Origin of the sequence: Nocardia sp. NPDC056000, from assembly GCF_042269265.1 — a bacterium.
Taxonomy (GTDB): domain Bacteria; phylum Actinomycetota; class Actinomycetes; order Mycobacteriales; family Mycobacteriaceae; genus Nocardia.
Genome location: NZ_JBHJXS010000011.1, coordinates 11,884 through 33,125 on the forward strand (window position 1 = coordinate 11,884; position 21,242 = coordinate 33,125).

At 68.0% G+C, this 21,242-nt stretch carries 11 protein-coding genes; 2 read left to right on the forward strand and 9 right to left on the reverse strand.

Annotation, left to right across the window (positions count from 1 at the left end):
* Position 1: 1 nt before the first annotated feature.
* From ACFC4D_RS29720 to ACFC4D_RS29740, 5 genes are all read right to left on the reverse strand, one after another.
* Positions 2 to 835, reverse strand: coding sequence for an antibiotic transporter (locus ACFC4D_RS29720; RefSeq protein WP_376068263.1), 834 nt, complete (start codon positions 833 to 835; stop codon positions 2 to 4).
* A complete protein-coding gene (locus tag ACFC4D_RS29725) occupies positions 832 to 1,830 on the reverse strand; it encodes an ATP-binding cassette domain-containing protein (RefSeq protein ID WP_376068265.1) in 999 nt (332 codons plus the stop codon). Before ACFC4D_RS29725 ends, ACFC4D_RS29720 begins: the two co-directional genes overlap by 4 nt.
* The gene (locus tag ACFC4D_RS29730; protein WP_376068267.1) at positions 1,827 to 15,173 is read right to left on the reverse strand and encodes an amino acid adenylation domain-containing protein; all 13,347 of its coding nucleotides are present in this window, start codon (positions 15,171 to 15,173) and stop codon (positions 1,827 to 1,829) included. The genes ACFC4D_RS29725 and ACFC4D_RS29730 overlap by 4 nt, the downstream gene beginning before the upstream one ends.
* A 63-nt stretch (positions 15,174 to 15,236) precedes the next feature.
* Complete coding sequence (locus ACFC4D_RS29735; protein ID WP_376068269.1) at positions 15,237 to 15,701, reverse strand: AMP-binding protein; 465 nt, start codon at positions 15,699 to 15,701, stop codon at positions 15,237 to 15,239.
* Positions 15,702 to 15,850: 149 nt separating this feature from the next.
* Positions 15,851 to 16,714: a helix-turn-helix domain-containing protein gene (locus ACFC4D_RS29740; protein WP_375954598.1), complete on the reverse strand. Its 864-nt coding sequence runs from the start codon at positions 16,712 to 16,714 to the stop codon at positions 15,851 to 15,853.
* 179 nt (positions 16,715 to 16,893) lie between these two features.
* Here ACFC4D_RS29740 and ACFC4D_RS29745 point away from each other — a divergent pair, with 179 nt between their 5' ends.
* Both ACFC4D_RS29745 and ACFC4D_RS29750 read left to right on the forward strand, forming a co-directional pair.
* Positions 16,894 to 17,337 carry a DUF4254 domain-containing protein gene (locus ACFC4D_RS29745; RefSeq protein WP_364630749.1) on the forward strand — a complete coding sequence of 148 codons (444 nt, stop codon included), beginning with the start codon at positions 16,894 to 16,896 and terminating at the stop codon, positions 17,335 to 17,337.
* Between the two features lie 328 nt (positions 17,338 to 17,665).
* Entirely contained in the window at positions 17,666 to 18,028 is a 363-nt protein-coding gene (locus ACFC4D_RS29750; protein WP_375954595.1) for a hypothetical protein, read from the forward strand.
* Between the two features lie 88 nt (positions 18,029 to 18,116).
* Here the strand turns inward: ACFC4D_RS29750 and ACFC4D_RS29755 are convergent, their stop codons facing one another.
* The 4 genes from ACFC4D_RS29755 to ACFC4D_RS29770 are packed head-to-tail and all read right to left on the reverse strand — an operon-like array spanning position 18,117 to position 21,240.
* A complete protein-coding gene (locus ACFC4D_RS29755) occupies positions 18,117 to 18,914 on the reverse strand; it encodes an ABC transporter permease (RefSeq protein ID WP_376068271.1) in 798 nt (265 codons plus the stop codon).
* A 3-nt stretch (positions 18,915 to 18,917) separates the two neighbouring features.
* On the reverse strand, positions 18,918 to 19,814 hold the full coding sequence (locus ACFC4D_RS29760; RefSeq protein WP_376068273.1) for a 2-aminoethylphosphonate ABC transporter permease subunit: 897 nt from the start codon (positions 19,812 to 19,814) through the stop codon (positions 18,918 to 18,920).
* Positions 19,811 to 20,059, reverse strand: coding sequence for a hypothetical protein (locus ACFC4D_RS29765; RefSeq protein WP_376068275.1), 249 nt, complete (start codon positions 20,057 to 20,059; stop codon positions 19,811 to 19,813). Before ACFC4D_RS29765 ends, ACFC4D_RS29760 begins: the two co-directional genes overlap by 4 nt.
* Positions 20,056 to 21,240: an ABC transporter ATP-binding protein gene (locus tag ACFC4D_RS29770; RefSeq protein WP_376068277.1), complete on the reverse strand. Its 1,185-nt coding sequence runs from the start codon at positions 21,238 to 21,240 to the stop codon at positions 20,056 to 20,058. Before ACFC4D_RS29770 ends, ACFC4D_RS29765 begins: the two co-directional genes overlap by 4 nt.
* Positions 21,241 to 21,242: the final 2 nt, after the last annotated feature.

Genomic DNA, 21,242 nt, shown 5'->3' on the forward strand with positions numbered 1-21,242 from the left:
GTCACGACCTCTTCATATTCAGCCGGACGGTGAAGTACAGCGAGACCACGATGATGGCCGCGGCCCACAGCAGCGGCGGTGTCATCAGCGACCAGGTGACCGCACCGGCATTGCCGCGGGTGTCACCGCCCAGGGCGCGCAGCCCGTAGGCGAATTGCGAGACCGGCTGATTGCGCACGAAAGCCTGTACCCAGTGCGGGAATTGGGTGGCGGGCGCGAGCCCGGTGGAGAGCATGCCGAGAATCAGCGGCGGCAGCACCAGCATCTGCGTGGTGGCCTCCGGACTCTTGGTGACGGTGCCGATGACATCCGCGCCGAGGCTGAAGGCGATGCCGATGAGCATGGCGAACGCCAGGAAGCCGATGGTGTTGGCGGTGCCCGCGTGGAAGTGGAAGCCGATGAAATGAATGCTCACCAGTGCCGAGGCCAGACCCACCACCATGCGGAAGGCATTGGCGGACATGCGCGCCGCGGTCGGGATGAGCGGATGCATGGGCATGGCGTCGAAGCGCCGGTCGAGTCCGGAGACCATATCGGTGGCGGCCCGGAAGGCGGCCGAGATGGCGGTGAACGCGGCAGCCTGGAGGATGACGATGGGTGCCATGAATTGCGCGTAACTGCTGAATCCCGTTCCGGCGAAGGTCATTACGCGATTGAGCGGGATGTAGAAGCTGGCGGTGAAGGTGATCGGCGCGAGCACCGCGGTGATCATCTCACCGGTGGTGATGGCGGGCACGATGAGCCGCACGGTGAGTACCCACCACTGCCGCAGCGTGTCCGGGGTGGCGCGGACGCTGGTGAGCCAGGCGTCCCGGCTGGCGGCCACGGCGGTCATGACCGGCCCTGTTCATCGGTGTCGGACTTCTCGGTGAGATGTCCGGTGAGAGAAAGGAATACCTCGTCCAGCGAGGGGCGGCGCAGTGCGATATCCACCAATTCCATTCCGGCGCTGTCGAGTCGGCGCAATGCCTCGGCGAGGGTTTTCGCGCCTTCGGGTGCGGGGATGGCGAGCCGGTCCACATCACCGCTGAGCAGTGCGTCGCGGTTGGCGTCCGGGAACAGATCGCCGAGCGCCTCGGCGATGGCGGGCAGTTCCTGAATGCGCAGCGGCACGATCTCGCAGTAGCTGCCGCCGGTGCGGGCCTTGAGTTCATCGGCGGTGCCGCTGGCGATGACCACGCCGTGATCGATGACGATGATCCGATCGCAGAGTGCGTCGGCCTCTTCGAGGTACTGGGTGGTGAGCAGGGTGGTGATGCCGTGTTTGCGGAAGCCGCCGACCAGATCCCACACCCCTTGGCGGCTGCGGGGATCCAGTCCGGTGGTGGGTTCGTCCAGGAACACCACCTCGGGCCGCACCACCAGTCCGCAGGCGATATCGATGCGCCGTCGCATACCGCCGGAGTAGGTGCCGACCCGGCGGGTGGCGGCGGCGCTGAGATCGAATTCCTCGATCAGCTCATCGGCCCGCCCGCGCGCGGCGCGTTTGCGCAGTCCCATCAGCCGCCCGAACATGACCAGGTTCTCGTATCCGCTCAACGCGTCGTCGAGGGCGGCGAATTGGCCGGTGAGCATGATGCTGCGGCGCACCTCGGCGGCCTCGGTGGTGACATCGTGCCCGGCTACGGACGCGCGCCCGGCATCGGGTGCGATGAGCGTGGACAGGATATTGACGGTGGTGGTCTTACCCGCCCCGTTGGGTCCGAGGATGCCGAGCACCTCGCCGGGTGCGGCCTTGAAGGTGATGCCGCGCAATGCTTTCACGGCTCCGAAGGATTTCTCGACGCCTTCGACGATGACGCCGTCGGCCGCGCTGTCGGTGGTGGTCACGGTTGTTCTCCCAGGTGTTCGTCGAGAAGGTGTTCGTCCAGGACCCGGGCGATTTCCGCGAGCGCGTGCGGCGCGGTCAACTCCTCGTGGCCGACTTCGATGTCGTGGTTGGTGATGCGGCCGGTGATCCAGGGTCGCCAGCCGGTCGGCCCGAAGATGTCCGACTGCTCCGCGGTGGCGCTGAAATACAGTGCGTCACCGTGGAATACGGGTCGTTGATAGCCGGTGCGGGTGCGGGCGGAGGCGTTGTAGGAGGCCGCCATGCGTTCCAGGGTGAGCGCGTCGACCAGCGAAACCCCGCCCATGCGTTCGCGAATGAGATCGGCGGCCTCCTGCGCTGTGGCCTCGGCGGGCATATCGGTGATTCCGAAGACCGAGCCGAAGGCGGCGACGAATGAACCGGCGGTGAGCCTTTCGATGCTGTCGCCGTCGATATCGGTGTGGTCGGCGTCGAGCAGGGTGAGCACCCCGAGCTCCGCGCCCGCCGCCTTCAGTTTCGCCGCGACGGCGTGCGCGATGAGCCCGCCGAAGGACCAGCCGAGCAGGTGGTACGGGCCTTCGGGTTGCAGGCGGCGGATTTCGCGGGCATAGCGCTCGGCGAAATCGTCGATGCTGCGGGCGTGCGGTTCCCCGGACAGGTCGGGGGCCTGCAAACCGTAGATGGGTCGTCCGGGCCGCAGCAGTTCGGCCAGGCCCAGATAGGTCCAGGCGATACCGGAGGATGGGTGGATGCAGAACAGCGCGGGCTGATCGCCGCCGGGGCGAATGGGCAGTACCACGTCCAGGCCGAGTCCCGGCGTCGAATCCGGTTGTGCGGCAGCCAGTGCCGCGAGCGCCTGTTCCTCCAGGTAGCGCTGTTCGGCCTCGGCCGCGATCTTGGCCTCCGGCGTTTCGGCGAAACGCGCTGCGGCGGTGAGGGCTTCGATCCACAGCCAGGCCAGGGTGGCGACCCGCGCCCGGGTGAGCAGCGTGCCGGGATAGGTGAAGGTGGCCTGTAGCCGATCGCCCGACACCACCGCGTTGATCTCGATCTCGGTGGTCACCGGCACCTCGGGATGTTCGGTGGCGTGCAGATCGCCGAATTCCTCGGTGGGCAGCCAGCCGAGCCCTTCCAATCCGGCCGGGATATCGGCGGTGGCGTAGCGGCCCAGATAGTTGAAGCCGATCCGGCCCGGAACCCGTTGCGGCAGTTGGGCCGCGGTGTCCTGGTTCAGGTACCGCAGCTGTCCGAAGCCGATGCCCCTGTCCGGTATCGCCAGCAGTTGATGCTTCACCGCGCGAATGGCGTCGCCCATGGCCGGGCCGCCGTCGATGGCATCGTCGATATCGATATCGGGCAGATCCAGCCGCACCGGATACAGCGTGGTGAACCAGCCCATGGTGCGGGACAGGTCCGCGCCGGGAATGATCTCCTGCTGTCTGCCGTGCCCTTCCATGCGCAGCAGCACCGATTCCTCATCGGAGCGGGTGCGCCAGCGCCGGACGGCGAGTGCGAGGGTGGTCAGCAGCGCGTCCTCCACACTGCCGCCGAAGAGTGCGGGCAGCGTGGTCAGCAGGGCGTTGGTCACCTCGGCGTCCGCTTCCACATCGACCGCGCGCACGGTGTGCACCTGATCGATGCCCGGATCGAGTTCGCGGCGGCCGATGAGCGGATCGGGTGTGGCGGCCAGTTCACGCCAGTGCGCGAGTTCGGCGACGCGGGTATCGCTGTACGCCTCCTCGTGCAGGGCGTGTGCCCACCGGCGCATGGAGGTGCCCGTGGCGGGGAGCATGGGTTCCGCACCACCGGAGATCTGAGCCCAGGCGGCGATCAGATCGGGAATCAGGATTCGCCAGGACACACCATCTATCACGAGATGGTGGGCCACCAGGATCAATCTTCCGGAGCGACCGGTCGGTCCGGCCGGGTCCAGCCACACCAATTGCAGCAGCGTCCCGGCGGCCGGATCGAGCCGGCTCATGGCCGAATCGAGCTCGGTCCGGGCGTACTCGCGCAGTTCGGAACTGCCCGCGGCATCGAATTCCACCCGGTAGAGCAGCGCGTCCACATCGACCGCACCGGGTTCGCGGGTCTCCAGCCACCACGCGCCGTCCTCCTCACGGAGCCGGGCGCGCAACATATCGTGCTGATCGACCACCGCGCCGACGGTGGCGACCACCTGTTCGCGGGTGATGCCCGCGGGCATCTCCAGTACGGCCGTCTGCGCGAAGCGATTGAAGTCGCCGCCGCGCTCGAGCATCCAGCGCATGATCGGCGTCAGCGGGAATTCACCGACACCGCCGCCGGGCAGTTCCTCGAGGACCACGGTCTCGCCCGCCTCATCGGCGAGCGCGGCCAGGGCCGCCACCGTGCGATGTTCGAAGATCTGCAACGGGGTGAGCTCGAGTCCGTGCAGTCGTGCCCGGGACACCAGCTGGATCGCGAGAATACTGTCGCCGCCCAGGGCGAAGAACGAATCGTGTACGCCCACCCGATCGCGTCCGAGCAGTTCGGCCACGATGGCGGCGAGCGCGGTCTCGGTGGCCGTGGTGGGTGCGCGGTATTCGGTCTCGGCCTCGAAAACCGGCTCCGGCAAGGCCTTTCGATCGAGTTTGCCGACCGCGTTGAGCGGAATGGCGTCCAGCACCACGAACGCCGACGGCACCATATAGCCGGGCAGCGCATCGGCCGCATGGGCGCGCACCGCCGCGATATCGAGCGCGGCACCCGGTTCGGGCAGCAGGTAGGCGGCCAGCGCCGTCGCCCCGCCCAGCCCCGGAACACCCAGTGTCACCGCGAATTCCACGTTCTCGGCTCGGTTCAGCACCGCATCGATCTCACCGAGTTCGATGCGCTGACCGCGCACCTTGACCTGGAAATCGGTGCGGCCCAGGTACTCCAGCCGGGGTGCGGTCAGCGCACCGGTCCAGCGCACCAGATCGCCGGTGCGATACATGCGTTCGCCCCGCACACCGTAGGGATTGGCGACGAAACGCGCCGAGGTGAGTCCGGGCCGCGCGTGGTAGCCGCGCGCCAGCGCCGGACCTGCGAGATACAGCTCACCGGCCACGCCCAGCGGCACCGGCCGCAGCCGATCATCGAGCACCAGGGTTGCCGCACCGCGAATCGGATGTCCGATGGTGACCGGCTGATCCGCGCGCAATGGATCGGAAGTCGTTGCCCAGATGGTGAATTCGGTCGGGCCGTACAGGTTCACCAGCATGCGGCCCGACGCCCACCGGCTCACCAGATCCGGTCCGATGGCCTCACCCGCGACCGCGAGCACCCGCACACTGGGCACCGCTGCCGGGTCCATGGTGGCCAGCGCCGACGGCGTGATCACCAGGTGCGTGACGCGCTGCGCCGCGATGAGTTCGGCCAGCGCGTCACCGCCGAATACATCGGGCGGCGCGACCACCGCGGTGCCGCCGGAGCCGAAGGCCATGAGCGCCTCGAACGCGGAGGCGTCGAAACTCGGTGAGGCGACCTGCAATACCCGCGAATTCGCGTTGAGACCGAGCATATGCTGCTGTGCGCGCACGAGATCGGCGATACCGCGATGCGAGACCGCGACGCCCTTGGGTGTACCGGTCGAGCCGGAGGTGTAGATGAGCCAGGCCGGATGATCCGGATGGATCTCGCGGTCTGTCGAATACCAGCCGGATTCGATGGCGGCCCAGCGTGATTCGGATGCACCCCAGCCGCCGGTGTCGTTCCGGTCGCCGATCGGATCCAGGGGCAGCCAGAAGACCGTGTCGGGCAGCACCGCCCGGTGCGCGGCGGTGGTGATGCCCAGCACCGCCCCGGAGTCGGTCAGCATGTGATCGATGCGGTCCAGCGGGTGGCGCGGATCGATCGGCAGGAAGGCCGCACCGGTCTTGGCGGTGGCCAGCAGTGCGACCAGCAGCTCGGCGCTGCGCGAGACCGCCAGCGCCACCACGGTTTCCACCCCCGCCCCGGCCTGCGCCAGCCGCGCGGCCAACTCTTCGGCGGCATCCTCGAATTCCCCGTAGGTGATGGTGCGCCCGTCCGCGATGATCGCGGGCCGCTCGGGGTGGAAAGCCGATGCGGTGGTGAGCAATTCGGCCAGTGTGCCGGTCTCCCCGCCGCGTGGTCCACGCAGCGGCACCAGTGCGGCGCGCTCACCCGCCCCGAGTAGATCGATATCGGAGATGCGGATATCCGGATCGGCGGTGATCGCCTCGAGCAGTTGTTCCCAGCGTGCGATCAACTGCGCGGCGGTGGTCCGATCGAACAGGTCGGTGGCGTAGGTGAGCGTGCCTTCGAGCCCCGCCGGAGCCGAGCCCGCATGGGGATCGCGCAGATCGAAGGTCAGATCGAACTGCGAGGTATCCCGGTCGAACGGCTCGACCGTCACCCGCAGCCCCGGGAATTCCAACGCGGGCAGGCTGAAGTTCTGTAGCGACAGCGATACCTGGAACAGCGGATGGTGCGCGGTCGAGCGCGGGGGATCGAGCACCTGCACCAGGCGTTCGAACGGCACATCGGCATTGGCGAAGGCATCGAGATCCGAAGTCCGCACGGCAGCGAGGAATTCGCGGAAACCGAGGCCCGGATTGACCGGGGTACGCAGCGCCAAGGTGTTGACGAACATGCCGACCAGATCGTCGAGCGCGGCATCGCCGCGCCCCGCCACGGCGGTGCCGATCAGCACATCCGGTGTTCCCGACAGCCGGGCCAACAGCACCGCGAGCGCGGCGTGCACCACCATGAACAGGCTGGATTCGTTCTCGGTCGCCAAAGTGGTCAGGGCGCTGTGCGTTTCGGGCCGCACCGTGAACGGCAGGTCGGCACTGCGCATGGTCTGCGCCGCCGGTCGCGGCCGATCGGTGGGCAGCTCCAGCACATCCGGCGTGGCCGCGAGCCGCTCGCTCCAGAACCGAAGCTGCTGTGCCGCGGTCGATTCCGCGTCCTGTTCATCGCCGAGCAGTTCCCGCTGCCACAGCGAGTAATCCGCGTACTGCACCCGCAGCGGCGGCAGCGCCTGGCTCGCCCCGCTGACCCGCGCGAGATACGCCGCCATCAGATCGGTGGCGAGCGGAGCCATCGAGGTGCCGTCCGCGCTGACATGGTGCACCACCAGCGCCACGACGTAGGTGTCGCCGGATCCGTTGTGCGCGTCTGCCTTCGGAGCATTCGGAGCGGGAGCCGCGCCAACCCGCGACGTCTCGGACTCGGGCGCGGCCGCACCGGTGACATGGAACAGCCCGACGCGGAGCGGAGCTTCCCGCGTCAGGTCGAACCCGGTGCCGGTGACCTCGGCGATCCGCTCGGCGAGCTGCGCGCCGTCCGAGCTCTCGACGACGGTCAGATCGGGTGTGGCGGAATCGATTCCGACCACCACCTGACGTGGACCGTCGGCATCGGCCGGGTAGATGGTGCGCAGGGTTTCGTGCCGGGTCACCACGTCGATGACCGCCTGCCGCAGCGCGTCCACCTCGAGGTCGCCGGTGAGGCGTAGTGCGACGGAGATGTTGTACGCCGCCGAGGCCGGGTCGAGCCGGTTCATCACCCACATGCGCTGTTGCGCGGGGGAGAGCGGAACCCGGTCGGGGCGAATGCGAGCCGCGAGCATGGGCCGCCCGAAACCCTCACCGGCGGGGACCACGCGGGCCGCGAGCTGGGCCGCGGTGGGGGCGTCGAACAGATCGCGCAGGGCCACGGTCGCGCCGAGCGCGGAGTTGATCCGCGCGATCACCCGGGTCGCGCTGAGCGAGTTGCCGCCGAGTTCGAAGAAGGAGCGATCGATACTGACCTTGTCCATGCCGAGCACTTCGGCGAAGACCTCGGCCACGGCGGTTTCCACCGCTGTGCGCGGGGCCAGATAGCGCTCTTGCAGGCTGCTGAAATCCGGTGCGGGCAACGCGGTGCGGTCCAGCTTGCCGACCGGGGTGAGCGGGACGTCGTCGAGTTCGATGATGTAGCTCGGCACCATGTATCCGGGCAGTGCGGCGGCCACCCGGGTACGGAGTTCCTCGGTATCGAGGGTGTGTCCAGTCAGCCCGACCACGTACGAGACCAGCACGGTCTGACCGGCCGGTCCCGGGCAGCCCAGTGTCGCGGCGTATTCCACCTGATCGTCGGCGCTGAGCACCGCGTCGATCTCCCCGAGTTCGATGCGCAGACCGCGAATCTTGACCTGGAAGTCGCTGCGCCCCTGGTATTCCAGCTCCAGCCGGGTCTCCCCGTCATGCTTCATCTCCACCCAGCGGACCATGTCGCCGGTGCGGTACATGCGGGTGCCGGGCGCACCGTACGGGTTGGTGACGAATCGCGCCGCGGTCAGCCCGAACCGGTTGAAGTAGCCGCGCGCCAGCGCCGGTCCGGCCAGGTACAGCTCACCGGTGACCCCGACGGGCACCGGCCGCAGCCAGGTGTCCAGCACCATGGCCGCCGCACCGCGAATGGGTGCACCGATGGTGATGGGCTCACCGGGCCGCAGCTCACCCGGGCCGGTCGCCCAGATGCTGAATTCTGTTGGGCCGTAGAGGTTCACCATGCGCCGACCCGGCGACCAGTCGGCGACCAGTTCCGGCCCGGACGCCTCACCGGCGACGGTGAGACTCCGCAATTCGGTGAGCCCGGCCGGATTCATGGTGGCCAGCACCGACGGTGTGATGACGGCGTGCGTCACCCCCTGCGTCCGCATCAATTCTTCGAGTTCATTGCCGCCGTACACATCCGGCGGTGAGACCACCAGCCGCCCGCCCATGGCGTGCGCCATGAACATCTCGTGCACCGAGGCGTCGAAGCTGGGCGAGGCCACCTGCAGTGGACTGCACTCCTCATTGAGTTCGAGGAAGGTCTCCTGCGAGGACGCCAGATTCGCCAGCCCGCGATGACTGAGCAGCACGGCCTTCGGCTTACCGGTCGATCCGGACGTATAGATAAGGTAGGCAACCTGATTCAGGTCGATCGGCCCGCCGCGCTCGGCATCGGTGATCGGTGCGTCCGATACCGTCATGACCCGGCGGATGGTGTTGAGATCATCGAGCAGCAGCCAGTCGATACTGCCCGGCAGCGTCTCACCGACCGCGCACACCGTCACCCCGATGGGCGCGCGCGAATCGCTGATGATGTGCTCGATCCGCTCCACCGGATAGTTCGGATCCAGCGGCAGGAACGCCGCGCCGGTCTTGGCCAGCGCCCACACCGCCACAATGGATTCCACCGAGCGGGTCAGCGCCAGCACCACGAAGACCTCGCGCCCGACCCCGCGCCGCAGCAGCACCCGGGCGAAGCGATTGGACCAGGCGTCGAGATCGCGATAGGTCATGGTGAGCGTGCCGGAACTGATGGCGATACCGTCCGGATTGACACGCGCTCCCGCACCGAGGATTTCGGGCAGCGTGCGCATGGGCACCGGATCACCGCCGCGCACCGGCAGCAGCTGCCTGCGCTCGGCGGGTTCGCAGTGCTGGAGCTGTGCCACGCGGCGCTGCGGTGCGAAGGCGATCTGGTCGAGCAGATAGCCGAATCGATCCAGCAGCCGCCGCGCCTCGGCCTCGGACAGTTGATCGGCCATGAATTTCACGGTGATCTGCAGGCTTTCGGCCCCGTCGGCCGCGCGCTGCGGAATCACCATGAGGTTCAGCGGATACGGCGTCGCATCGGTGCCGGACACATCCAGGATCCGCATTCCGGCGATATCCATTGCCTGCGACAGTGTTTCGCGATCGATCGGATACGACTCGAACACGGTGAGGGTGTCGAACAGTTCGGGCAGCCCCACCGCCTGGTGAATGGCCGCCAGCCCGACATGCTGATGATCGAGCAGTCGCGTCTGTTCGTCCTGCACCCGCGCGAGCAGATCCGCCACGCGCTCACCGGGATCCAGCCGCACCCGCACCGGCAGGGTATTGATGAAGAGCCCGACCATCTCCTCGACCCCGGACAGTTGCGGTGGCCGTCCGGAGACGGTGCCGCCGAACACCACATCGGTGCGGCCGGTGAGCATGACCAGCAGCAGTGCCCACGCGGTCTGCACGGCGGTGTTCACCGTCGCCCCGGCCGCGCGCACGGTGCCCTCCAGCCGCGACAGCTGTTCGGGACCGAAATCTATTGTCACCATGCCGGATTCGGTGGAGGCGATACCGGCCAGGCTCGGTACCGCCCGGGTCGGCGAATCCACGCCCGCCAGCGCCTCGGTCCAGGCGGCCATGGACGCGGCGTCATCCTGTTCGCCCAGCCAGGCCAGGAATTCCCGATAGGAGTGCGCGGGCCCGGTGGTGAAGGACTGCCCGGTGATCGCGGCCAGATATCCGGCCAGCAGTTCGCGCACCACCAGCGGCGTCGACCAGCCGTCGAGCACCAGATGGTGATTGGTCATGAGCAGCGTGTACGCCTCGGCCCCGGTGCGAATGAGGCTGAACCGCAGCAGCGGCGGCCGGGCCAGATCGAAGCGGGTGCCCGCATCGACCGCGATCAGCCGCTCCAGCTCGCGGGCGCGCTCACCGGCGTCCTCGATATCGGTGAGATCCAGTTCCTGCCACGGCAATTCGATACCGCCGAGCAGCAGCTGCCGCGGCCCCTGCGCGGTCTCGGTGAACACCACCCGCAGCACATCGTGCCGATCCAGCAGGCTCTGCGCGGCGGTGCGCAGCCGCGCGCCGTCCACCCGCCCCGCCAGACTCAACTGGGTCTGCACGGTGTATCCGTCCGCGGTATCGGTGTCGTAGCGGGCATGGAACAGCAGCCCGTATTGCAGAGGTGACAGCGGCCAGACATCGGTGAGCCGCGGGTATTCCCGTTCCCACGCATCGATATTCGGCTGCGTGACCGGCACCAGCCCGAAGTCCGACGGGGTGTGCCCACCCGCGAGCGCACGCCGCGCATGGCTGGTGAGCCCCGCCAGCGCCGCCGCCCACAGTTCGGCGAATTCGCGCACGCTCGCCGCGGTGACCAGTTCGGACGCGTACGCCCAGGTCACCTCCAGCCCGGCATCGGTATGCATGGCATTGATATCGACCACCGCCGCCATGGGGGCGGCATCGTCATTGGTGGCGTCGAAATACTTGGGCAGCCACGGTGTCTCGGCGTCGGCCGCACCACCTGCGCCGGTGCGGCCCAGGTAGTTGAAGCTGAGCTGCGGTGTGGTCGCATCCGAAAGCGACTGTGCCGTATCGGCGTTCAGGTACCGCAGCATGCCGAAGCCGACACCCTTATCGGGTATGCCGCGCAGCTGCTCCTTCACCGCCTTGAGCGCGATCCCGGCCGCCGGACCCCCGTGGAAGGCATCGTCGATATCGATCCCGCGCAGATCCAGGGCCACCGGATAGACACTGGTGAACCAGCCGATGGTGCGCGAGATATCCGCACCCGGCAGGATCGCCTCCTCGCGGCCGTGGCCTTCGAGGGTGAGCAGGGTGCGATCGGTCCCGCGCCACCGGCTCGCGGCCAGCGCCAGCGCGGTCAGCAGCGCGTCGTCCACGCCGCAGTGGAAGCGCTCGGGAATGAGTTCCAGTGCCGCCGCCGAGGTTTCGGCATCGATGCCGGTCCGCAGCTGTTCCATGGTGGCCACGGTGTCGACCGCCGCGTCGAACGGCCGCGTGCCCAGCGCCGGATCGGGCGTCCGGAGAATCTCCTGCCACAGCGGCAGTTCCGCCGTTCGCTCGGCGGCGTGTTCACGCTGTCCGTGTGCCCAGCGCCGGAACGACGTGCCCACCGGCTGCAGTTCCAGCCCGGCACAGGCGGTCGCCAAGTCCGGCAGCAGGATTCGCCACGTGACGCCATCGCTGACGAGGTGGTGCAGCACGATCCACAGCAGCGGATCGGCATCGGGGCGTTCGATGAGCACGAAGCGCGCCATCACCCCCGCGGTCGGATCGAGCAGATCGGCCGCATGTTCCAGCTCGGCCGCGCCCTCGCGCCCGGTGGGTGCGGCCGCCACATCGATGAGCGCCTCGGCCCGCACCGATCCGCGCTCGCCGACGATCCACTCCCAGTCGTCCCCGGGCTGTGTCGCCGCGTCCCCGACCTCCGCCGGTTCCGGCGCATCGGTCGCGGGGCTCGCCGTCGTGGTCTGTCGTAATGTGCTGCGCAGCAGGTCATGCCGGTCGAGCAGCGCCTGTACGGCCGGAATGAGCTGTGCCCGCTGCATCCCGCTCGGCAATCCGATCAGCACCGCCTGCGCGTAGCGCCGCCAGTGCTCGCCGTGCGTGAGCATGTCGTACACGATCGGCGTCAACGGCACCCGGCCGACGCCGCCGCCCGGCAGCTCCAGCACCACCGGTGCGGTCACCTCGGTGGCCGCCAGCGCCAGTCCGGCTATGGTCTTGTGCTCGAACACATCCCGCGCCCGCAGCGCCAGCCCGGCCGTCTTGGCCCGCGCCACCAGCTGAATCGCGATGATGCTGTCGCCGCCGAGTGCGAAGAAATTGTCATCCGCGCCGATATCGGCGGTTCCGAGCACCTCGGCGAAAATCGCGGCGAGCTTCAGTTCCCGCTCACCCTCCGGTGCCCGCCCGGTGCGAGTGCGCGCCCCGAACTCCGGCTGCGGCAGCGCTTTCCGATCCACCTTGCCCGCCGGAGTGAGCGGGAAGGTATCGAGCACCATCACCACCGACGGCACCATATGCGCCGGAAGGTGATGTGCCACCGTGGCTTTCACGGCCTCCGGATCGACCGGAACCTCGGGTGCCGCCAGCACGTACGACACCAGCGCGGTGGCCCCGCCGGGCGTGCTCGCCCCCACGGTCACCACCGATTCCACCCCGGCATGCCGCGCCACCGCGGCATCGACCTCACCCAGTTCGATGCGGAATCCGCGCACCTTCACCTGGGTGTCACCGCGCCCGGCGTACTCCAGTTCATGGCGGCCGTTGCGCCGCCGCCAGCGCACCAGATCACCGGTGCGATACATGCGCTCACCGGGCGCGTACGGATCGGCGACGAAGCGTTCCGCGGTGAAGGCGATGCGCTGGTGATACCCGCGCGCCACCCCCGGCCCGCTCAAATACAGCTCACCGGTCACCCCGGGCGGTACCGGCCGCAGCCAGGGGTCGAGCACCACGGCCCGCACACCGCGCGCGGGTACGCCGATGGTGATCGGCGCGCCGGGAACCAGCGATGAGCTGATGGTCGCGGTCACCGTGGTCTCGGTGGGCCCGTACCCATTGAGCACCGAACGCCCGGCCCAGCGCACCGGCAGTTCCGGCGGGCACGCGTCACCGCCCACCACCAGGGTGCGCAGGCGCGGCAGCGTCTCGGGTTCGAGCGAACCCGCCACGGCCGGAGTCACATTCAGATGTGTCACCTCGAGGGTGCGCAGGACCCGCGCCAGCTCCTCGCCCGCGTACGCGGCGGGCGGCACCACGGCCACCGTCGCCCCGACCGCGAGCGCGACAAGCAGTTCCTCCACCGAGATGTCGAAACTCGGCGAAACCGCGTGCGCCATAACGGCATCCGACCCCACCCCGAAGGCGGCCCCGGAGCCGGTGGCCAGATTGGCGAGCCCGCGATGGGTCACCCCGACGCCCTTGGGCAGTCCGGTCGATCCGGAGGTGTAGATGATGTAGGCGAGCTGATCCACCCGCACCGGCGTCCGCCGATCCGCATCGGAAATATCCGCGGAATCGGCTGCGGCCATGCGCTTTCCGGTCGCGTCGTCATCGAGCACCAGCCAGCGCACGCGGTCCGGCAGCGCACCGCGCACCGCACCCACCGTGACACCGGCGACCACGCCGCTGTCGGTGAGCATGTGCTCGATGCGATCCACCGGATAGCCCGGATCGATCGGCACGAACGCCGCCCCGGTCTGCGCCACCGCGATCATGGCCAGCACCGACTCGACCGAACGCGGAATCGAGATGGCAACGGCCCGTTCGGGTCCCGCGCCCGCTTCGATGAGTACCCGGGCCAGCCGATTGGTGTACTCGGTGACCTCGCGATAGGTGAAGGCCGTGCCGTCCGCGCGCATGGCGATGGCCGCCGGATCCAGGTGTGCGCCGGTGCTCAGAATCTCGGGCAGGGTGCGCGCGCCGACACCCTTGTGCCCCTGTGCCGGAACGAGTTCCGCGCGCTCCTGTTCCGAGAGCGTGCCCACCCCCGCGAGCGGTGCGCTCTGCCCGCCCGCCAGGAATCGGTGCATGAAGGTCAGGAACCGCGCGTGCAGTGCGGTCAGCACGGCCTCGTCGTAGCGGTTCGGATTGGCCTGGAAGTCGATATGGGTGCGCTCGCCGCCGATGCCGGGATACACGTTGACGAACAGATCGTCGATGAGTCCCGAGGTCAGCACGTGCAGCTGCCCGGTGACCCCGCCGAGCCGGATGCGGGTGTCGGCGAGCATGAGGTTCACGGTCGGGCCGAACCCGGCGATCTCATCCATGGCCCAGCCGAGATCGCGGATGATGTCCTCCTGCCGGTACCGCTGCCGGCGCAGGGCGGCGGTCAGCTCACCCTGTGTGGCGCGTACCAGCTCACCGACCGTGGCGGTCGGCGACGGATGCAACCGCAGCGGCACCACATTGGCGACCATGCCGCCCGAGCGGCGCAGCGCCGCGGTGGTGCGCCCGGAGACCGGCAGGCTCAACACGATCTCACCGCTGCCGGTCATGGCCCCGACGAACGCGGCGAAGGCGGCCACCACGACGGGGGCCGGACTGGTGGACAGTTCGGTGGTGACGGCATCGAGCAGGGCGGCGGTTTCATCCGGCAGCGCACCGCTGAGCAGGCGCGGGTGCGCGTCCACCGCTCCGGCGTGTTTACCCAGGTAGACCGGTTCAGCCATACCGATAAGGTGCTGTTTCCAGTACTCCCGGTCGGCGTCGATGCGATCGGAGTTCCGGTAGGCGATATCGGCGTCGACGATGGTGCGCAGTGGTTCGGCCTTGCCCGCGGGCGCTTCCTTCCCGGTCACCCGGGTGTTGTACAGCTCCGAGGTGCGCTGCAGCATGGTGAGCGCGCCGACCCCGTCCAGCAGGATGTGATGGAAGCGCGAGTACCAGAACCACCTGTTCTCGGCCAGCTTGAGCATGGCGACGGTGCACAGCCGGTCCCGGGTCAGGTCCAGTGGCGCGGTGTACTCCGCGCGCATCCACGTCTGCGCCGCGGCATCCGGATCGGGCGCGGCACTCAGATCGATGGTGAGGATGCGATCGTCGAGCGTGGTGTCCACGAGTTGCCAAGGCAGCTCGTCGATTTCGAGCAGGCGCAGATAGCCGGTGCCGAATTCGCGCCCGGCCTGCCGCGCCGCGTCGGCGAGCAGTTCCACATCCACCGCGCCCGCGAGTTCGACGTACTGGGCGATGGAGATCGGGGTGTCACGCGCGAGCTGCTGGGCGAACCAGATGCCACGTTGTGCAGCGGACAGAGCGAAGGCTGAGGTGGCAGAGCTGGAAACCATGAAACATCCTGCGTGCTCGGGTGATTCGACGGATCGCGGGTGGGCCGCTCGCGGGCCGGGGGATCAGGAGGCCATACGCGCCATATGCAGCTCCGCGGCGGAGAGCGGCGCGTCCGAACCGGTCAGGTACTGCACCAGGGTGGAACGCTCGTCCAGTACCAGCCAGCGCGCGGTATCGCCGAAGGCGTCCCGCTCGTCCTTGATGGTGATGCCGAAATCCACACGGCTGGCGGTGATTTCGGTGGTGAACGGAACCGCGGTGGCGCCGGTCTTGGTGATGGCCGCGCGGGCCACGATGGCTTCGAGCTGGGGGAGCCCGGCGATGGCGACCCGGGTGCCGGGGCGGGCGCCCAGGTTCAGCAGCATGCGGGCCATCCGGTTGGACCAGCGGTCCAGCTCGGCATAGGTGAGCGCGCAATCGCCGACGGTCGCGGCGACGGCGGCGGGATCTGCCTGGGGGGCAAGCGGCTGTGCGCTCGTACGCAGGGTGACGAGGGTGGCTACGGGCGATTCGACCGGCTTGCACATCGGTAATCATCCTCTCGGAGATGCGGCTACGTGGTGCTGTTGGGGATGTATCCAACTGTCGTCGCATTCGGTTCGATCGGACAGCAACCTCAGTGCTGCCGATCTCCGCTCCGGGGGTGCCCTTTAACCCACCTAGGGTGGGTGGATGATCACTTGCCCATATCCTCGATGGCCTGTTCGATCATGTTGGTGGAGTCGCGCGGGCTCAGCGCCATGGCGCGCAACTGGTCGAACATGACCCCGTACCGGCGGACTTCGGGATGGCCCTCGATCAACTCGTCACTGGCGATGCCCTCCACGTAGACCAGTTCGGGATCGGCGGGGTCCGGGAAGTCGAGCAGGGTGAAGGAGCCCAGCATGCCGGGGTGCGCACCCGCGTCGAAGGGCAGGATCTGCAGGATCACATTGCGCTTGTTGGTGTGGTCCAGCAACTGATCGAACTGCTCGCGCATCACCTCCTTACCGCCCACCAGACGTTTGATCACGGCCTCGTCCAGCACCACCCACAGCTCCAGCGGATCGTGCTTGTTCAGCACCTGCGAACGCTCCATGCGAGCCCGAACCCGTTGGTCGCGAACCTGTTCGGAGATTTTCGGCATGGTGGTCTCGTAGACCGCGTTCGCGTACGCCTCGGTCTGCAACAGGCCGGGAACGAAGGTGGACTGGAAGAACCGGGCCGAGAGCGCCTCGGCCTCGAAGTTGATGTAGGCGCCGTACACCTCGGAGACCGCGTCCTCATATGACCTGGCCATACCGGGTTTGAGGGCGTCCACCAGCAGCTGTAAGGCGTCTGTACGCTGCGGTTCGGCGATGTCGTAGAGCTCCAGCATGGCGGTCAGCGTGCGGCGTTGCGGCCGGGCCTGTGCGGTCTCGATGCGGTAGAGCGTGGTGACGTTGATACCGGTCTTGGCGCTGACCACCTCTTTGCTGAGGCCGGCGGTTTCGCGCATCTCGTGCAGCATCGCCGCGAGCCTGCGCAAACGTACGGTAAGCACGGTTCGCTTGCCTGCCATGACGACCCTTTCCCTTGTCGCACTTGCCCGAACGCAGTATTGCGTTCTTGCATTTGTAAGAGCATGATCCGAGCTAGCCTATTCGTGAAGAACCGATCCGATGAGCGGTATAGCTGAATCCGGAGACCAATCATGTTGGTGCGATTAGTGATGTTGTCGGGTGCTTGTGGGGAGTCACGATGACCATGTCGATAGCCGGCGTTCTGCCGACGGCTCCACAATTGCTCTGTGCCTTCCAAGGCAGACGTTTTCAAGATCGAGTTCTGCTGCGCTCGGCGCACGCTCTCGCGGAGCTGCACGAACGCCGGGCCGAGATAAGCGATCTCATGTTGATCGCCGAGATCGATTGCCGGCGGGGCGAACTCGTTGACGATATCAACGACTGGGTGGAACAGGAACTGCCGCAGCACCGTAACGGCAGCCTGTTGCACACCGAAAGTCTGGGTGCGGTGGTCGACCGCATGGCCATGAGCTGGGTGGAAGCCAACCAGGTCATCGACCATGAGGGCGCGGCCAGCGATAACACCCATAAACACTGGTACCACCTGGCCGAACTCGTCGACGGCTACACTGATCTCGTAATCGATGTGGCCGGCGGCCGCCGCCGTTTACCGGAACAATGATTCCAAATGCATTGACACAATTGATGCATCGGCCCGGAAGCATTGCCGCCGGCGGTGACGTCATCCGAGCAGCGCTATCCGACCAGTAGCTCGCTCGAGCCGCAAGACGTCGCCCGCCTCGAGAACGGCGGGCGCAACGGGGCGCCCCGCCCGGCGTGCCGCGTGGTCGACTGGCGCGGCACGCTCGCTATACGGTGTTGCGCACATGCGTTGTTATACAAACGCTTCGGTTTGTTTTTGGTATTCGTTCCGCATTTCTCTTGATATGTCATTCGCGAAATTGTGAGTGAAATACGGCATTTCACATCCCAGTGGACGGAGTGCTGTCATGAATACCGGTGAGTACAGCGCCACCGCGCTCTATGAGCAAGCGCGGGGCGGCGTATTCCAGCTGGATCCCGCGGTCGCACGCGAGTGCGCCGCGCACTTCCTGCGCTTCGCGGACCTCCTCGATCCACAGGTCGAGCAGTCCGCCCGCATCCAGGCTCTCGGCGGGTTCGGCGGCTTCGATTCGGCTCGGCAGCTATGTCGTGGCTTCGAATCCAAGGCCGCCGAACTCACCGCGACCCTCACCACTCTCCAGGGGTGCGCCCTGCGCATGGCGGCCGCCTACCTGCTGGCCGCCGGGCTCATCCTGGACACCGACGAAACCCATTCCCGCGCACTGCTATCCGCCCGCGCGGGCCTCTGACTCCGGGACCGATCCCTCACCGGAGAACAGTTGGGCCGGCACCACTGCCAAGGTGCCGGCCCTACTGGCTGTTCCCGATCGGTCCGCCTCAGCGCAGCGCGGCCCGGCCCTTCAAACGGCCCAGGATGATCAGGGCGATCAAGGTGACCAGCACCAGCAGCGTGGTGCTGGCGGCCGCGTCGAACACCTCACCGCGGTCCGTGGCCGCGAAGATGCTGACGGGCAACGTCTTCCACGTCGCCGGGTAGACCATGATGGTCGCGCCGAGCTCACCCATGGACAGCGCGATGGCCAGGCCCGCCGCCGCGCCGAGCGCGGGCAGCAGCAGCGGCAACGTGATTCGGGTCAGCACGCGCACCGGACCCGCGCCCAGGGATTCGGCGGCCTGCTGATAACCCGGGTCCAGGCGATCCAGCGCGGCCGAGACGCCGCTGAAGGCGTAGGCCAGCACCAGCACCGTATGGGCCAGGATCACAATCCATTTGGTGCCGCCGAGCAGCAGCGGCTTCTCGTTGAAGGCGATGAGCACGCCCAGGCCGATGGCCACCGAGGGGACCGCGACCGGGACGTGGAAGACCGCATCGGTGGTGCGGCGCAACCACTGCGGGGCCTCCCGGGAGGCCAGCGCCGCCCAGGTGCCCAGGATCAATGAGATGAGTCCGGCCAGCAGCGCGGTTTGCAGGCTGACCGACAGGCTGGCCGATTCCTCACCGGAGAGCACATGATCGAAGTTGGCGAAGCCCAGGTCGGAGGGGAGCGGGCCGCTCCAGTGTCCGGCCAGAGCGGCGGCGACCACGGTCGCGATCGGGGCCACGAAGACCACGGTGACGACGACCGCGAAGAACGCCAGCACCAGCAGGCGGCCGCGTCGAGTCCATACCAGCATGGCTCAGCTCTCCTTCCGGGCGCTGGTGAGACGGGCGAACAGCAGGCGATAGCCGAGGTACAGGCTCAGCGAGAGCAATACCTGCACCGAGGCCAGCACCGCCGCGCCCGGCAGATCGAAGGTGACGATGCCGCGCGTGTAGATCAGCGCGGGCAGCGTGATCACACCCTTGGCCCCGGTGAACAGCACGATGCCGAACTCGTTGAGCGTCAACAGCAGTACGAGACTGCCGCCCGCCGCGAGCGCGGGCCACGCCTCCGGCAGCACCACCTGGCGCAGCACCCGCCACGGGGTCGCACCCAGGCTGGACGCCACATCCAACTGCTCACGCGGCAGCTGCGCGAACGCCGCCAGCAGCGGCCGCACCACGAACGGGGTGAAGAAGGTGATCTCGGCGAAGATGATCCCCCACGGCGTGGACAGGAAGTTGATCGCGGGTTCGGTACTGCCGGTGAGGTTTCCGATCAGCGCGTTCACCGCCCCCGCCGTCCCGTACAGGAAGGTGAAGGCCAGGGTCACCAGGAACGACGGCAGCGTCAGCACCGTGTCGATGAGGCGGCCGACCAGCTGTGATCCGGGAAACGGTATGAACGCCAACACGATCGCGAGGAACGTGCCGAGCACCAGACAGCCCGCGGTCGAACCGACGGCGATGGTTACCGTGCGCCACAGCGCCTTCCGCACCGATTCCTCGGCCAGCACCCTGCTCCAGGTATCGGTTCCGCGCCCACCCGCCTTGGTCTCGGTGGATTCCAACAGCACCCGGAGAATCGGATACACCGCGATCCCGAGCACCACCAGCACCGGCGGCAAGGTCCACAGCACAGGCTTCCAGGACCGCCTCGGCGCGGGCTCCTCGGGAGCCGCTGCCGCCGAGGGTGATTCGAGCACGGCGGTCATCGCTGCCCCCGCTCCCGAGCTGCGGCGATCCCGCCGGACAGCTTCGACCACACGCCCACCCCTTCGGGGCGCGTGACCGTGTTCCGGCGGACCGAGCGGCCGCGGACCCGGTCCGCGTTACCACTGCGGCGCAGCGTGATCGGGTGATCGTCGGCCATGCCCGCATCGCCGAGCCGCTGTTGTGCGGTCGGCAGCCCGGTGATCTGGTCGGGGTGCCGGGGTCGCCGTGTCGGCAGGGGGTTCATGCGCGCACCTCGGAATCGGCTGCGGCGGAAGCGTCTCCGATGGCGGGCGGGATGAGTACGCCCGCCGGGTCGGGGAACTTGACGCCGACATTGTCACCGGCGGTGATGTCGGTGTGGCCGGGGATATCGGCGGTGAATTCGACCGGGATACCCGGCACGGTCAGGTGCAGGCGGGTGGCCGCGCCCTTCCATACGGCGGTGATCACGGTGCCGCGCAAGGCATCTCGTTCGGTGAGCGGCACGATGCGGACCGTATGCGGGCGCACGCACAGCATGGCCTCGGCATCGGGGGCCCAGTCGGGGCGGCCGACACCCGGGCGCGGGGCCTCCGCGCGCAGGGTGTGTTCGCCGACCGTGACCAGCGCCGCGGTGCCGGAGACGTGTTTCACGGTGCTGGGCAACAGGTTCGCGCCGCCCAGGAAGGACGCGGTGAAATCGGTGGCGGGCTGCTGCCACAGATTGTGCGCGGTATCGATATCGACCAGCCGCGCATCGCGCATCACCGCGATGCGGTCCGCCAGCGCGAGCGCCTCGGCCTGGTCGTGGGTTACGTACAGCATCGCCGTGTCCGGCAACGCCTTTCGCAGCTGCTGCAATTCGCCGAGCATGGACTGGCGCAGCTGCGCGTCCAGGGCGGCGAGCGGTTCGTCGAGCAGCAGCACCCGGGGCCGGATGGCCAGCGCGCGGGCGATGGCCACGCGCTGCTGCTGACCGCCGGAGAGTTCGCGCGGGAGCCGCTTGGCATAGGAACCCATGCCGACCATCTCCAGCGCCTCGGTCACGCGCGTGCCGATCTCATTGCGCGGCACCTGATGTGCCTTGAGCCCGAAGGCCACATTGTCGTGCACCCGCATATGCGGGAAGAGGGCGTAGGACTGCACCACCACCCCGATACCGCGCTTGGCGGGGGAGAGGTTGGTGACGTCGCGCCCGGCCAGCCGCACCGTGCCCGAGGTGGGCCGGACGAATCCGGCCAGGGCCTTGAGCGCGGTGGACTTGCCGGAACCGCTGGGTCCGAGCAGCGCAACCGTTTCCCCCGCGGCGACGCGCAGGTTGAAATCGGCCAGTGCGACAGTGCTTTTACGGCGATTGCCGTAGGTGACACCGACCCGGTCGAACACGATGGCCGGTTCGACGGCCTCGGTGCCGGTGGCCGTGGATGTCGTCAACGCGGAGGACATGG